The sequence below is a fragment of the Roseibium sp. Sym1 genome (assembly GCF_027359675.1).
In the GTDB taxonomy this organism is placed as follows: Bacteria; Pseudomonadota; Alphaproteobacteria; order Rhizobiales; family Stappiaceae; genus Roseibium.
This window is the reverse complement of record NZ_CP114789.1, coordinates 52,766-68,245: the sequence shown is the minus strand read 5'-3', so window position 1 is coordinate 68,245 and position 15,480 is coordinate 52,766. Positions and strand designations below refer to the sequence as shown.

Genomic DNA, 15,480 nt, shown 5'->3' with positions numbered 1-15,480 from the left:
CACGACCCTCACAGCACCAACTCGTAATGCGTGTTGCGCCCGCCGCCTTCGCCCTTCCGGAGCAGACCGAGGTCCAGTAGAGCCGCGATGTCACGGTTCGCCGTATCCTGCGAGCACTTGGCGATCACCGCCCAATTCGACGAGGTCATCTTGCCTTCGAACCCATCGAGCAGGCGGTTCAGTACCTTGATCTGGCGTTCGTTCAGCGGCAGTGCCGCTGCGCGCTCCCAGAACTGCCCCTTGGCGACGACCGCCGCCAAGACGCCATCGGCACCGTGAATCGCGCGGCCGAGGCAGTCGAGGAACCACAGGATCCACAACGTGACGTCCGTGCCGCCTTTCTGGGTGCGCTCGAGCTGGTCGTAGTAGGCGTTCCTATCGGCCCTGATCTGCGCGGACATGCTGTAGAACCGCTGCGAGCTTCCCTCCGACCGGGCAAGCGCCAGGTCAGCAATGGCGCGGGCGATGCGGCCGTTGCCGTCCTCGAAGGGGTGGATCGTCACGAACCACAGATGCGCTAGCGCCGCCTTGATCACCGGGTCGGTGGTCAGGGGTGCGTTGAACCATGTGAGGAAGGCTTCCATCTCCGCCGCGACCCGCGGTGCGGGTGGGGCCGAGTAGTGAACCTTCTCCCGGCCATATGGCCCGGAAACAACCTGCATCGGGCCGGTACTGTCATCGCGCCAGTCCCCGACGATGATCTTCGTCATGCCGCTGCGGCCGGTGGGAAACAAAGCCGCATGCCATCCGAAAAGGCGCTCGGCGGTGAGCGGGGCCTGAAAGTTCCGCGTCGCGTCCAGCATCACCTCGACGATGCCTTCCACATTGCGATCGGTCGGGGGCAGGGCGCCGATGTCGATGCCAAGCCGTCGGGCGAGGGATGACCGCACCTGTGTGGCATCCAGCTGCTCGCCCTCGATCTCGCTTGTCTTGACGACGTCCTGCGTCAGCGTCTGCAGGACCGCCTCTTCGCGCAGCTTGAAGCCCAGCGCCTGCATCCGACCGATCAGTCGCCCCTGGTCGTGACGGACTGTAGCCAGGGGCGCAGCAATGCTGCCATCCTTCCAAGACAGCTTCGGCCAGTCTGGTTGCTCCCAGATGTACATCCCGATCTCCGCATAATGCGCGGTGATTGTGGGTCGTATTCTCCGCAAGCGCAAGAACAAACGCCGCAAGGTATGCGTAGAATAGCGAGCCTATTCTCCGCAACCGTTGACCGGGGCTTGGCGCATGACGCGTCCCTGCACATCGACGCGGCTCATCTGATCTGGCGCACCGAAGCGGTTTCCGGCGATGATGCCGCCAACCGGAGACACCATCATGCATGCCGATTCCATCCTGCCGAACCTTTTGTCGCCGCCAAGGTTTCTATTCTTCACCGGAAAGGGCGGGGTGGGAAAGACGTCGCTCAGCTGCGCCATCGCCCTTCGCTTGGCGGACAGCGGCAAAAGGGTTCTTCTGGTCAGCACAGATCCGGCCTCCAACCTTGACGAGATGCTGGGCGTTCCGCTTGGTCCGCTGCCAACGCCGGTTCCCGGCACGGCGAACCTCAGCGCCCTGAACGTAGATCCGGAACGGGCGGCGGATGACTACCGGCGGCGCGTTCTCGACCAGATGGGCCCTGCCTCGACCGAGACCGAGCGGTCCACCGTCCGAGAACAGCTTTCGGGCGCCTGCACCACCGAGATCGCGGCATTCGACGAGTTCGTGGGTCTGCTGCTGGAGGACGGACAGGGTTTCGATCATGTGATCTTCGATACCGCACCAACCGGGCATACCCTGCGGCTCCTGAGCCTGCCGAAGGCCTGGACGGGTTTTCTGAAGGACAACGACCGTGGCGCTTCCTGCCTTGGCCCGCATTCGGGCCTGAAGATGCAGGAAGACCGGTTCCGCGCGGCGCTCGCAGCCCTCGGGGACGCAGGCCGGACCAGCATCGTGCTTATGACGCGCCCGGATGCAGGCGCGATCCGCGAAGCCGCCCGCACCTCGGCCGAACTGCGGGAGCTGGGGCTTGCCAACCAGCTGCTTGCGATCAACGGCGTCCTGCAAGTGCCCGTGGGCGCCGATCCCGTCGCCGCGCGGCTGGCCGCGGACCAGGCCGATGTCGTGGGCCGCATGCCGCAGGACCTTGCGGCCTTGCCAAGGTTCGAGGTTCCGCTCCGGCCCTATGACATGGTCGGGCTCGACACCCTGCGGGCGCTTCTCGCGCCCGAGAGCGAGCAGCACGCAGCACCGACCGTGCCGGTCGCGCAGGTCCCGCCTCTCGAGGGGCTGAGCGCGCTGGTGGATGGCCTGGCCGCAACAGGGCACGGATTGATCATGGTGATGGGCAAGGGCGGTGTCGGCAAGACCACGATCGCTGCGGCCATTGCCGTGGGGCTGGCCAAACGGGGGCACGCGGTTCACCTGACCACCACGGACCCTGCCGCGCATGTCGCCTTCGTGGTGGATGGCACCATGCCCGGTCTCACCGTCGACCGCATCGACCCCGAGGCCGAGACGAAGCGCTATGTCGACAAGATCATGTCCAGCAAGGGCCGGGATCTGGATGAACAGGGGCGGGCGTTGCTGCTCGAGGATCTGGCCTCACCCTGTACCGAGGAAGTGGCGGTCTTTCATGCCTTTTCCCGCACGGTGGCGGAGGCGCGGAGCGCCTTTGTCGTGATGGACACCGCGCCGACCGGGCATACCCTTCTTCTGCTGGATGCGACGGGCGCCTATCACCGGCAGATGACGCGGCATCTGGCACCAGATGCGCCGGGGAAGGTGACGACACCGCTGATGCGTCTGCAGGATCCGGACTACACGCGGGTCATCCTGGTCACGCTGCCCGAAACCACACCGGTGTCGGAAGCGGCCGCCCTGCAGGAGGACCTGCGCCGCGCGAGGATCGAACCATACGCCTGGGTGATCAACCGCGCCATGGCGGCATCGGGCACGCAGCACCCGCTCCTGCTGCGCCGGATCGCGGGCGAGGCCCGGCAGATTGCCCGGGTGAAAGACGGGTTGGCACGGCGGGTGTATCTGTTGCCTTTCTCGCCTGCGCCCCTTGTCGGGATAGATGCGCTCGGAAAGCTGAGCTGAGGCATAGCTTGCGGCGGTCCAGAGGTCCGATCCGACTGCCGCAGGAGCACGAACAACGCTGGCTGCCGAATGCCTGGCGCCCGTCAGAAATCGGTTTCCAGGTAGACCCCGGCGCAGTCGTAGGCGACGGCCGCGGCCGTCGCGCCGGTGTTGAGAAACAGCCGCGGCGACAGGAACTGCGTCGCGGCGGGCAGGTCGGCGGTGATCTCCTGCTCGAAGACCTCGTCGACCACACGGACCCATACAGAACTGCCACTCGGCGGCGCCGCCATGCACAGGGTCAAGACACCACCCGTTGTGATGCCGAAGCTTGCGTCTATCTCTCGGTCACGGTCGGCGAGCCGGTGCCGAAGCAGTTAACGGCTGCGTGCAGCGCAAGGGACGTGGCCAGAGCTGCTGTCGATCCGTAAAGCCCAAGCCCGGATCGCCAGACAGTGTTCTCAATCTGACGGCAATCTCACGGTCGTTCAGGCTGTTGGGATCTGCATTCATTCGCGCTCACAGAAGCGCCAACGCTGCAAATGATATCCGTGGCGACAATCATGCTTCGTTCTGGTACTGGGCGGGTGTTACGCCCACGATCTTCCGAAAGGTCCGGCAAAGATGACTTTGGTCGGAGAAACCGCAGTCGAGCGCGACCGACTTCAGCGGTATGCGCCCGCGCCGAAGCATCTCCTGTGCCTTGCTGACACGTTTCTGGATTACAAAGGCGTATGGGGCGATCCCGAAGTCGGCCTTGAACTGGCGCGCAAAGTGAAACGGGCTGATGCCGACGGCAGCTGCTAGATCGTCAAGACTGATGTTTTCGCTTAGCTGGTCTTCGATGAGGTCAATGATGCGTTTGCGTTGGGCCGGGCTGAAGGCGGAGCCGGTATCATCGGCAAGCCGGATCCGGGCATAGCGTCGAAGCAGATGCACCGCAATTTGGTTGCGCAGCGCGTCGATCATCAGGCGCTGCCCCATGCCACCGTTGCGCAGTTCGTTTTCAAGCATCTGGAAGCAGTTGAGCAGAACCGGATCGTCGGCCGAAACCTGATCTTCTATCTCGACGGATTGCGGGTCGCGGCCAAACACGGTCTGCGCCGTGGCCTCGAGGCAGTCATGACCGATGTAGATATGCCTGACCTGGATCGATTCTGCCCAGCACCATGTGGATTGCTCTGCCCGTGTCAAAAGCGAGATCCTGCCCCTGCCAACGGGCGCGCTTTGCCATGATCCGCCACTTGTTCGGCGCATGGTGGTCGGATTTCCGTCGTAGGCTACGATCATGTAATCGCGCATCGCGGGGATGGCGGCGTCCTGGCGATCGTAGTGGTAGCCTTTCATCGTGATGCCCTTCCAGTCCCGACCGGAACTGTCCATCGTGATGGTGCCGGGAATCCACTCGGGGATCCGGTCTGGCGTCACGAGTGCTTTCTGCATCTGGCTCCCCCTCTATTGGCGGTCGGGCCGAGTTGGCGGCCCGGCTTTTCGTGTCATGTCTGAACGGTGTCCGTCTGTTCTTCCAGAACGACGCCCGACCGAGTCAGATCGTCGATCTGCCGTTCCGAAAAACCCGCCTCCTTCAGCAGGGCGCGGCTATGCTGCGCGAACCGTGGCGGGGCGGCGCGAACTGCTCCTGGGGTCCGCGACAGACGTGCTGGAACGCCCGTGCCCTTGTAGCTGCCCACTGACACCACCATTCCACGATGCCGTGTGTGCGGGTGGTCGAGCGCCTCGTTCACGTTGCGCACCACGCCTGCCGGGACACCGGCGCGCAAGAGCACGGGTTCAAGCGCCTGGGCGTCGCTTTCCGCAAGGCGCGCGGACAGGATTTTCGTGATCTCGGCGCGGTGGGCCAGCCGGGCCGCGTTGTCGGCAAAGCGGGGGTCGCGCGGCACGTCGGACAGGCCGAGCACCTCGCAGAGCTTGGCGAATTGGCCATTGTTGCCGACCGCGAGATAGAGTTTGCCGGTACGGGTTTCGAACATGTCGTAGGGCACGATGTTGGGATGTCCGTTGCCGGTGGCAACCGGGACCTTGCCCGACATGAGGCTGTTGGCGGCCTGCGGGTGCATCATGCTGATGGCGCAGTCGTAAAGCGGCACTTCGATGGCTTGGCCCAGCCCGGAGCGGTACCGTTCGATGATGGCCGCCAGAACCGCATTGCAGGCGATGAGCCCGGTGCCGATATCCACGATGGGCGTGCCCATCCGCGTCGGGCCGTTCGCCGGGTTGCCGTTGATGCTCATCAGGCCGGTCATCGCCTGCACCACGGCATCATAGCCGGGAAAGCCGCCCAAGGGACCGTCGGCGCCAAAGCCGGTGACGTGGCAGAGGATGAGGCGGGGAAAACGGTCCTTGAGCACCGCATCATAGCCGAGGCCCCATTTTTCCAGGGCACCGGACTTGAAGTTGTGGACCAGAACGTCGGCGCCTTCCAGCAGGCGCAGGATCACGTTGCGCCCTTCGGGCTTGCCGATGTCGATGGCGATGGATCGCTTGTTGCGATTGGCGCCGGAGAAATAGGCTGAAAGCCCGTCCTTGAAAGGCGGACCCCAGCCGCGCGTCTCGTCACCTTGCGGGGGTTCGACCTTGATGATCTCGGCGCCATGGTCGGCCAGCGTCTGGGTGCAATAGGGGCCGCCCAGCACCCGGCTGAGGTCGAGGACGCGGATGCCGTCAAGCGCGCCGGGCATCACAGCACCTCGCGGTAGAGGGCTGCCACGTCGTCGGCGGACATGTCGCGCGGGTTGGTGTCCAGCAGACGGCTGATGCCTGTCACGACCTCGTTTGCCATGCCGGGAATGGCGGCCTCGGTTACACCAACCTCGGACAGGCGGGACTTGAGGCCGCTGGCTTTCAGCATCCGCTCCATCTCGTCGATCAGGGCAAGGGCGGCCGCCGCGTCGGAGTTGAAATGGCGGGTGGGCAGAAGGAGACGCGACAGGCGGGCGTATTCCACCTCGGCGACGGGCAGGTTGAAGCGCAGGACGGGGCCTGCCACCAGCGCGTTGGCATGCCCGTGGGGGACGTGAAAGCCGGTGCCAAGCGGATAGGACAGCGCGTGGATCGCGCCGACGCTGGCGTTGATGAAGGCCATGCCCGCAAGCGTCGCGCCCAGGAGCATCGCCTCTCGCGCCGCAAGGTCGGTGGGGGTATCCAGCACGCGAGGCAGGTTCTGGCCCAGAAGGACCAGCGCCTTGTCGGCCAGCCCATCCGAAATCGGGTTCTTGCGGGTGCGGCTGGTCGCGGCCTCGATGGCATGGACCATCGCATCAAGCGCGGTGGCTGCCGTGATGGAACGCGGCATCCCGAGCGTGAGCTTGGCATCCAGAAGGGCGATGTCGGGCAGAAGCTGCGGAGCATAAACCGCCTTCTTCTCGTGGCTCTCCGAGGTCAACACCGATACCCAGGTAACTTCCGACCCGGTTCCAGCCGTGGTCGGCACCTGGATCAGCGGCAGACGCCTTCCAGTCACGCGGTCAACGCCGATCATGTCGGCAATCGGCTGGCCGCTGGCCACAGCGACGGCTACGACCTTTGCGGTGTCGAGCGAACTGCCGCCACCGAGGCCGATCACTCCATCGGCACCAAACGCGCAGGCAGCCTCGACCGCCGCCTCGACGACGGCGATGGGCGGGTCGGCCTGCACCTTGTCGAAGATCTCGGCGGCGATGCCTGCGGCGTTGAGGGCCGCGACCGCTTCGGCGGCAAAGCCGCAAGCGACGATCCCCGGGTCGGTGATCACGAAGGCACGGGCAACCGACAGACCCTTCGTCAGGGTGCCAATCTGGGCGAGGCCGCCGCTCTGGCAGACGATCCGGGGGGTGCAGAGGAAGTTGAAATTCATCATGGGCTCCGGTTCGGTCAGGCGGCCGCGGCGTCGCGGATCATGTTCCGCGCGATCAGGACTTGCTGGATCTGGGTGGTGCCTTCGTAGATGCGGAACAGGCGCACATCGCGGTAGAAACGTTCGACCGCGTATTCGGCCATGTAGCCCGCACCGCCGTGGATCTGCACCGCCCGGTCTGCCACCCGGCCCACCATTTCCGAGGCATACATCTTGCAGCAGGCGGCATCGGTGGACACGTTCGCGCCCACATCCTTGCGGCGGGCGGTTTCCTCGATCATGCAGCGGGCCGCGAAGGCTTCGGTGCGGCTGTCGGCCAGCATGGCCTGGATCAGCTGCTTTTCAGCAATCGGTTCACCGAACTGCTTGCGTTCCATCGCATAGGCCAGCGCATCGCGGATAAGCCGTTCGGCGGCGCCGACGCAGACCGCCGAGATGTGCAGCCGACCCCGGTCCAGCACCTTCATCGCGGTCTTGAAGCCCTGGTTTTCCCGCGCCGGTCCGCCGATGATGTTGGCGGCGGGAACGCGGACATCTTCCAGGATCACGTCGCAGGTGTGCGAGCCTTTCTGTCCCATCTTCTTGTCGGGCTGGCCCAGCGACAGGCCCGGCGTTCCGGCCTCGACGATGAAGGCGCTGACGCCGGACGAGCCCTTCGTTTCGGAATTGGTGCGGGCGAAAACCGTAAACACATCGGCGCGCGGCGCGTTGGTGATGTAGCGCTTGGTCCCGTTCAGCACGAAATGGTCACCGTCGCGGCGGGCGGTGGTGCGCAAGCTGCCTGCGTCCGATCCCGCATCCGGTTCGGTCAGCGCGAAGGAGGCGATCATCTCGCCCGAGGCCAGCGCAGGCAGGTATTTGGCCTTCTGCTCCGGCGTGCCGTCGATGATGATGCCCTGAGACCCGATGCCGTTGTTGGTGCCGACCAGCGAGCGGAACACCGGCGAGGTCTGGCCCAGCACGAAGGCGGCCTGCACTTCTTCGGACATGGACAGGCCAAGGCCGCCATATTCCTCCGGGATCGACATGCCGAAAAGGCCCATGTCCCGGATCTCCTGCACGAGCGCGGGCGGGATCGCGTCTTCGTCGGCGACCAGCGCCTCGTTCGGGATCAGGCGTTCCTTGACGAAGCGGTCGAGCGCGTCGAGGAACTGGGCGAGGGTGTCGGAATCTAGGGCCATGGTGTTCTCTGGGGTCAGGGGGCTACGGCCGCCACGCGGCGGACAAGGTCGATCAGGCGGGGCGCGACATCGCTTTCGATCAAGTCGCGCGTCAGGGTTTGCGACGGGCCGCCACAGTTGAAGGCGACAATGGGCGAGCCGTCGTGCGGGATGAACGGCACCGCCACCGCGTTCACGTCGCGCTTCCATTCGGTGAAGGAAGTGCAGTAGCCGCGGGTCTGGTAATCCTCGATCGCCTGTTCGATGCCGGGCTGGACGTTCGGCCAGTTCTCGCCCTCATGCTCGCGCACGGCGTCGATGATCCGGGCGCGCTCGTCCTCGGGGTGGGCGGCGATGCAGGCGCGGCCGACGGCGGTCGTACCCAGCTTGATATGCGCGCCGACCTCGATCGCGAGCGTCACCGCATTGGTGCCCTTGCAGCGTTCCAGATAGACCATCGACAGCCGGTCGCGGCTGGCCATGGCCACCGGCATCCCGGTGTAATCGGCCAGTTCCTGCATGTAGGGCTTGGCGAGTTGTCGCAGGGGCATCCCGGCAAGGCAGGAAAAGCCCAGCGACAGCACCGGCGGGGCCAGCTGGTAGCGGGCGGTGTCGGGATTGTAGCTGAGGTAGCCCAGCTTGTGCAGCGTGTAGGTCAGCCGCGACACGGTGGATTTGCTCAGGGCCGTGCGCTCGGCCAGATCGCGGTTGCCCAGCGCCTCGCCCTCACGGCGAAAGGCGCGCAGAAGTTCAAGGCCACGAGCGAGAGCCACCACGAAATCGCGGTCCTGTTCGTCGTCCTCCGGTTTGTCCTTCCTTGGCCTCACGAGTGTCCCTCCCCAGGACAAATGCTGCGACTTGAATCCTGTCTAAGCCAAAGCTATGGTTCGCGTCAATAGTGCGGAAGAGTTTTCCGCATAGCGGAATACAGGTAATGCCCACCTTGTCCCGCTTGCCCCAAGGAAGAAGCGGGTGGCGCCGCCAATCGAGGACGTGAACATCATGAAAGATTTGGATTACCCGCAGATCCGCCACCTCATCGGCAAGGACTGGCTGGCCACCGCAGCCGCCGGCGACCGGGCAGTCATCAACCCCGCCAACGGGGCAGAAATCGGCCGAATCCCACAGGCCACGGCCGAGGATCTGGAGCGTGCAGTGCGCCGCGCCGAATCGGCCTTTGCGTCGTGGAAGGATCGCGCGCCCACCGATCGTGGCGCAATCCTGCGCCGGTTCGCCGATCTTCTGCGGCAGAACGATGCGATGATCGCCCGCTGGATCACGCTGGATGAAGGCAAGCCGCTGGCCGAGGCGCTTGTCGAGGTGCGGTCGTCTGCCGACCACGTTGACTGGCACGCCGAGGAATGCCGCCGCATCTATGGTCGCATCGTGCCATCGCGCAATCCGACGGTCCAGCATCTGGTGGTGCGCGAACCGGTGGGGGTTTGCCTGGCGATCACGCCCTGGAACTTCCCGCTCAGCCAGGCGGTGCGCAAGGTGGCGGCGGCGCTGGCGTCCGGCTGCACGATGATCCTGAAAGGTCCGGCCGAGGCCCCGGCGGGCTGCCTTGCCATCGCGCGCTTCCTGCAAGAGGCGGGTCTGCCCGAGGGCTGCCTGAACCTTGTCTGGGGCAATTCGGCCTTCATCTCGGAAACGCTGATCGCGCACCCTGTCGTGCGCAAGATCACCTTCACAGGGTCGGTCGAGGTGGGCAAGCATCTGGCCGCGCTGGCAGGCCAACACATGAAGCGGGCAACCATGGAACTGGGAGGCCATGCGCCGGTGCTGGTGTTCGATGATGCAGATGCCGGGGCGGCGGCGCGGGCGCTGGCGGGCAACAAGCTGCGCAATGCCGGGCAGGTCTGCATCTCGCCCACGCGGTTCTTCGTGCAGGCGGGCATTCACGAACGGTTCCTGTCGGAACTCGTGACGGCGTTCGAGGCCGTGAAGGTCGGCGACGGCCTGGCCGAGGGCACGCAGATGGGGCCGCTTTGTCATGCGGGCCGCGTCACGGCGATGGAAAAGCTGGTTGCGGATGCGCGCGAACACGGCGCCGAGGTGCTGACCGGTGGCACGCGGATCGGCAACAGCGGCAGCTTCTACGCGCCCACAATTGTCAACACCCCGGACGACAGCATCGACCTGATGCGCGAGGAACCCTTCGGGCCGGTCGCGGTCGTGTCGCCCTTCCGCGAAATCGAGGACGGACTGGCGCGCGCCAATGGCCTGCCCTTCGGCCTTGCCTCCTATATCTTCACCAACGCGCTGGACCGCGCCGATCGTGCGGCGGCGGGCCTTCAGGCGGGGATGGTCAGCATCAACCACTTCGGTCTTGCACTGCCGGAAACGCCGTTCGGAGGTGTGCGTGACAGCGGCTATGGAAGCGAGGGCGGGACCGAGACTTTTGACGGCTACCTGTCGACCAAGTTCATCTCGCGCAATTCTGCGCCGGTCCGGTGAGGTGTGACATGCCTGTTGATCTTGCACTGAGCGGTGGCACCGCCATCCTGACCATAGACAACCCGCCGCTGAACCTGCTGAGTGCCGAAATTCGGGCGGGCCTTCTGCACGGGATGGACGCGGCGGTAGCGCAGGGCGCGAACCGGCTGATCGTGACCGGGGCAGGCACGACCTTTGTCGCCGGGGCGGATGCCAAGGAGTTCGGTCTGCCTCCGACTGCACCGCACCTGAACGACGTGCTCTTGCACCTCTCACGGCTTCCCATCCCGACCATTGCCGCGATCAATGGCGCCGCATTTGGTGGCGGGCTGGAGATTGCGTTGGCCTGTCGCTATCGCATCGCCGCACCCGGCGCGCAGCTGGGATTGCCCGAGGTGGTTCTGGGCATCGTGCCGGGCGCGGGGGGCACGCAACGGCTTCCACGGCTGATCGGGGTCAAGGCTGCGCTGGACATGATCGTGAACGGCAAGCCCATCGCGGCGGGCAAGGCATTGTCGGTGGGGCTGGTCGATCAGCTTGCCGACGACCCGGTGGCGGCGGCACTGGCGCTGGACGGCACCATCCTTGCCACGGCGCAGGGGCCGGACCAGCGGCCCGCGCCGCTGGCCGATGACGCGGCCGTGGCGGCGATGCAGGCGCAGGCGCAGCGGCGGATGCCGGGCCAGATCGCCCCGCCAGTCGCGGTGAGTCTGGTTGCGGCAACGGCCAGTCTGCCCCTCGCCGAAGGGCTGGCGCGAGAACGCGCGGCGTTTCTGGAGTTGCGCGCCTCGCCGCAGGCGCGGGCGCTGCGGCATGTGTTCTTTGCCGAACGGGCGGCGGGCAATAGGGGGCGAGACTATCCCAAGCCCGCGCGGGACATCGCGACTGCCATTGTGGTTGGCGGCGGCAACATGGGGGCCTCCATCGCCTATGCGCTGGCGACCGCGGGCATTTCCGTGACAGTCGTCGAACGCGATGCGGCGGCGGCGGGGCGGGCCGAGGGAAACCTGCGCAAGCTGGTTGACCATGGTATCGGTCGAGGCACGCTTTCCGCCTCCGAGGGCGCGGCGATCCTGGACCGGCTGACCGCCGTTGTCGGTTATGCCAACCTGCCGCCCGCCGATCTGGCCATCGAGGCGGCCTTCGAGGATTTCGCGGTCAAGCGCGCGATCTTTGCCGAACTTGAAGCCGCCCTGCCGCCAGAGACGATCCTGGCCACCAACACCTCCTACCTTGACGTGAACCGGCTGGCCGATGACCTTCTGAACCCGTCGCGCTTTCTCGGCCTGCATTTCTTCAGCCCGGCGCATGTGATGAAGCTGCTGGAGATCGTGAAGGGGGATCGCACCGCGCCCGAAACGCTGGGCGCGGCCTTCGCGCTGGCGCGGCGCTTGGGCAAGATCCCGGTCCTGTCGGGGGTGTGCGACGGGTTTATCGGCAACCGTATCCTGACGCGCTACCGGCGCGAAGCGAACCTGCTACTGGCGGAAGGCGCGCTGCCCGCCCAGGTCGATGCCGCGATGCAGGGCTTCGGCATGGCGATGGGTCCCTTTGCGGCGCAGGACCTGTCCGGTCTTGACATCGCTTACGCCAATCTCAGGCGGCAGGACGCGGCCGCAGACCCGCGCCACGTGCCCCTGGTCGAGCGGCTGGTCGAGGATTACCAGCGGCTTGGCCGCAAGACCGGCGCGGGGTGGTATGACTATGGACCCGATGGCAAGTCCGCCGTGTCAGCCCTTGTAACGGAGGAAATCCGTAAGGTCTCGACCCGACTGGGCAATGCCCGGCGCAACTTCACAGCCGACGAGATCGTCGAACGGATCACCCTTGCGATGATCGCCGAGGCCTGCGCGATCCTCGAGGAAGGCATCGCCGAGCGACCTCAGGACATCGACCTTGTGCTGGTTCATGGCTACGGCTTTCCGCGCTGGCGCGGCGGGCTGATCCATCATGCCGACAGCCTTGGGGTGAGCGCCCTGGTGGCGCGCTATGGGGCGCTGGCCGCAGCCGATCCGCATGGCTGGTCGGTGCCGCCGCTGCTGGCGCGGCTTGCGGCACAGGGTCTGACCCTGGACAGCCTGAACGCCGCCGATGGCCGCGGCTGAGAACTTTGCCCCGCGTGTGACTGCAGAAGGGCGCAAAACAGCAAGAAGATGCAACACGGCAAGCAAGCACGTTCAATACTGACCACGCCACGACGTGTAGCGTCAAAAGATCAGGATCATGCCGCGAACCCCGCGCCGATGGAGGATCGGACGCAGGGGGAACGGACCGGAACGCCACCTTTGGAGGATGAAATGGCAATCAGCAAAGAAGCCGATACACTGCGTGCGCTCTATCAGAGCTGGACCGACCAGATGGTCGCGAACCCCAACCTGACGATCGCAAACCTGCGCAGCATGTTCGATGAATGGGGCCAGCCCGCGCTGGAACCGGAGAACGTCACCTATAAGAGCGACCACGTCGGCGGGGTCGAGGCGATCTGGGCGTTCCCCGTGGGTGCCGACACCAAGCGCGTGATCGTCTACACCCATGGCGGCGGCTTTGCCGTCGGTTCGGCCGACAGCCACCGCAAGATGGCGGGCCATCTTGCCAAGGCGCTGGGCGTGACCGCCTGCATTCTGCACTACCGCCGTGCGCCGGAACATCCCTTCCCCGCCCAGATCGAGGACGCGGTTGCCGCCTACAAGGCGCTGCTGGCCAAGGGATTTGAGGCGAAGAACATCCTGACGGCAGGCGACAGCGCCGGGGGTAACCTCGCCATCGCCTCGGTGCTGAAGTTCCGCGACCTTGGCCTGCCCCTGCCGGGGGCCGTGATTGCCTATTCGCCGTGGCTGGACATGGCGCTGCGCGGCAAGACGCTGGAAACCAATGCGGCGACCGATGCGCTGGTCGGCAAGCCGATCCTTGAGGCGATGGCCGGCATGTTCCTCGGCGGCGCCACTGATCCGCTCAACCCGCTCGCCAATCCGCTGGAAAACGACTTCACTGGCTTCCCGCCGCTCTACATCAACTGCGGTGGCGCCGAGACGCTGCAAAGTGACTCGGAAACCCTCGCTGCCAAGGCGAAGGCTCAGGGCGTGAAGGTGACACTTTCGGTGGTTCCCGGCATGCAGCACGTCTTCCCGGCCCTGGCGGGCCGTGCCCCCGAGGCCGATCAGGAACTGGCGCGCATCGCCGCTTGGTATCGCGCGCTCTGATCCCCCCGCCCCGGCGCCGCCCGACGGCGCGGGGCACCCCCCCACCTTTCATAACAGTCAACCGGCACCTCACCCGCGGTTCGCGGGGCGGCGGTGTCATGCTCTGGGAGGAGTAGCATGACCAAATCTCTGGAAACCACCAAGACCAAGGGCGCCGATTTCGACGCCGTCGTGATAGGCGCGGGCTTTGGCGGCCTGTATTCCGTCTACAAGCTGCGCAACGAGCAGGGCCTGAACGTCAAGGCCTTCGACAGTGCGGGCGATGTGGGCGGCACCTGGTACTGGAACCGCTATCCCGGCGCGCTGTCCGATACCGAAAGCTTCGTCTACCGCTATTCCTTCAGCGGCGAGCTTTTGCAAAAGGGCCGCTGGAAGACCCGCTATCTGACGCAGCCCGAAATCCTCGACTACATGAACGAGGTCGCGGACACCTACGATCTGCGCCGCAGCTACCAGTTCAACACCCGCGTTACAGCGACCCATTTCAACGACGAAACCGGTCTGTGGCATGTCACGACCGACAAGGGCCAGATAGTGACCTGCAAGTATCTGATCACGGGTCTCGGGCTCCTGTCCGCAACGAACACACCGAAGTTCAAGGGCATCGACAGCTTCAAGGGACAGGTGCTGCACACCGGCGCCTGGCCTGAGGGGATTGACCTCAAGGGCAAGCGCGTGGGTGTGATCGGCACCGGCTCCACGGGGGTTCAGGTCATCACCGCGACGGCGCCGATTGCCGGGCATCTGACGGTGTTCCAGCGCTCGCCCCAGTATGTCGTGCCGATCGGCAACACGCCCCAGGACGAGGCGACCATCGCCCAGCAAAAGGCCAACTACGATGACATCTGGAAGCAGGTCAAATCGTCGGTTGTGGCCTTCGGCTTCCAGGAAAGCACCGTGCCGGCGGAAACCGCTTCGCCTGAAGAACGCGAGCGCGTGTTCGAGGCCGCATGGCAGCGCGGCGGCGGTTTCTACTTCATGTTCGGCACGTTCTGCGACATCGCGACCAGTCAGATCGCAAACGATGCGGCGGCCGACTTCATCAAGAAGAAGATCAGGGAAATCGTGAAGGATCCCGCAACCGCAAAGGCGCTGACGCCGCGCGACATCTACGCCAAGCGGCCCTTGTGCGGGGACAACTACTACGAGGTCTACAACCGTCCGAACGTGACCCTCGCCGATGTAAAGGCCGACCCGATTGCCGAGTTCACCCCGACCGGCATCCGGCTGGAAAGCGGCGCGGAACACGAACTGGATGTGGTGATCTTCGCCACCGGATTCGACGCGGTGGACGGCAACTACGTCAAGATGGACATGCGCGGCCGCGGGGGCGTGACCATGCGGGACAAGTGGAAGGACGGCCCGCTCGGTTACCTTGGCATGATGGAGACGGACTTCCCGAACCTCTTCATGATCCTTGGCCCGAACGGCCCCTTCACCAACCTGCCGCCGAGCATCGAAACGCAGGTCGAGTGGATCGCCGACACCATCGAGATGATGGAAGCCAAGGGTCTGTGCTGCATCGAGCCGACCGAGGCCGCCCGCGACGAATGGGTCACGCTCTGCCGGACGATCGCCGACATGACCCTGTTCCCGAAAGCCGAAAGCTGGATCTTCGGTGCGAACATCCCCGGCAAGAAGAACGCGGTGATGTTCTACATGGCGGGCATCGGCAATTACCGCAATGCGATCAATGCGGTGAAGGACAGTGGTTATCAGACCATGATCTTCGACCGCGAGATGGCAAGCGCCTGACGCAGCGGAACAC

General features: G+C 65.2%; 12 protein-coding genes. 5 read left to right on the top strand and 7 right to left on the bottom strand.

The features are described 5' to 3' along the window. Nucleotides 1-8: 8 nt before the first annotated feature. Nucleotides 9-1,106 carry a Fic family protein gene (locus O6760_RS32655; protein ID WP_152508034.1) on the bottom strand — a complete coding sequence of 366 codons (1,098 nt, stop codon included), beginning with the start codon at nucleotides 1,104-1,106 and terminating at the stop codon, nucleotides 9-11. A 214-nt stretch (nucleotides 1,107-1,320) separates the two neighbouring features. On the opposite strand from O6760_RS32655, the gene arsA reads away from it, so the two are divergent. After that, nucleotides 1,321-3,084, top strand: a complete 1,764-nt coding sequence (arsA, locus tag O6760_RS32650) for an arsenical pump-driving ATPase (RefSeq protein ID WP_152508035.1) — start codon at nucleotides 1,321-1,323, stop codon at nucleotides 3,082-3,084. A gap of 83 nt (nucleotides 3,085-3,167) precedes the next feature. On the opposite strand, the gene O6760_RS32645 is transcribed toward arsA, so the two are convergent. The 6 genes from O6760_RS32645 to O6760_RS32620 all read right to left on the bottom strand — a co-directional run bounded on the left by O6760_RS32645 (nucleotide 3,168) and on the right by O6760_RS32620 (nucleotide 8,903). Further along, nucleotides 3,168-3,368, bottom strand: coding sequence for a hypothetical protein (locus tag O6760_RS32645; protein ID WP_269586482.1), 201 nt, complete (start codon nucleotides 3,366-3,368; stop codon nucleotides 3,168-3,170). Nucleotides 3,369-3,624: 256 nt separating this feature from the next. Continuing rightward, a complete protein-coding gene (locus tag O6760_RS32640; RefSeq protein ID WP_209171763.1) occupies nucleotides 3,625-4,506 on the bottom strand; it encodes a helix-turn-helix domain-containing protein in 882 nt (293 codons plus the stop codon). A gap of 53 nt (nucleotides 4,507-4,559) precedes the next feature. Continuing rightward, a complete protein-coding gene (locus O6760_RS32635; RefSeq protein ID WP_152508036.1) occupies nucleotides 4,560-5,762 on the bottom strand; it encodes a CaiB/BaiF CoA transferase family protein in 1,203 nt (400 codons plus the stop codon). Further along, the gene (locus O6760_RS32630) at nucleotides 5,762-6,916 is read right to left on the bottom strand and encodes an iron-containing alcohol dehydrogenase (RefSeq protein WP_152508055.1); all 1,155 of its coding nucleotides are present in this window, start codon (nucleotides 6,914-6,916) and stop codon (nucleotides 5,762-5,764) included. Before O6760_RS32630 ends, O6760_RS32635 begins: the two co-directional genes overlap by 1 nt. A 17-nt stretch (nucleotides 6,917-6,933) precedes the next feature. Further along, nucleotides 6,934-8,097, bottom strand: a complete 1,164-nt coding sequence (locus tag O6760_RS32625) for an acyl-CoA dehydrogenase family protein (RefSeq protein WP_050474492.1) — start codon at nucleotides 8,095-8,097, stop codon at nucleotides 6,934-6,936. A 14-nt stretch (nucleotides 8,098-8,111) separates the two neighbouring features. Then, entirely contained in the window at nucleotides 8,112-8,903 is a 792-nt protein-coding gene (locus O6760_RS32620) for an IclR family transcriptional regulator (RefSeq protein ID WP_050474493.1), read from the bottom strand. 175 nt (nucleotides 8,904-9,078) lie between these two features. Between O6760_RS32620 and O6760_RS32615 the strand changes: the two genes are divergently transcribed. The 4 genes from O6760_RS32615 (at nucleotide 9,079) to O6760_RS32600 (ending at nucleotide 15,467) form a co-directional block, all read left to right on the top strand. Beyond that, a complete protein-coding gene (locus O6760_RS32615) occupies nucleotides 9,079-10,533 on the top strand; it encodes an NAD-dependent succinate-semialdehyde dehydrogenase (protein ID WP_173014040.1) in 1,455 nt (484 codons plus the stop codon). 8 nt (nucleotides 10,534-10,541) lie between these two features. Next, a complete protein-coding gene (locus O6760_RS32610; protein ID WP_050474494.1) occupies nucleotides 10,542-12,617 on the top strand; it encodes an FAD-dependent oxidoreductase in 2,076 nt (691 codons plus the stop codon). A gap of 192 nt (nucleotides 12,618-12,809) precedes the next feature. After that, nucleotides 12,810-13,712 carry an alpha/beta hydrolase gene (locus O6760_RS32605; protein WP_050474495.1) on the top strand — a complete coding sequence of 301 codons (903 nt, stop codon included), beginning with the start codon at nucleotides 12,810-12,812 and terminating at the stop codon, nucleotides 13,710-13,712. A 117-nt stretch (nucleotides 13,713-13,829) separates the two neighbouring features. Then, nucleotides 13,830-15,467 (top strand): flavin-containing monooxygenase, encoded by a 1,638-nt coding sequence (locus O6760_RS32600; protein ID WP_050474496.1) that lies wholly within the window; start codon nucleotides 13,830-13,832, stop codon nucleotides 15,465-15,467. Nucleotides 15,468-15,480: the final 13 nt, after the last annotated feature.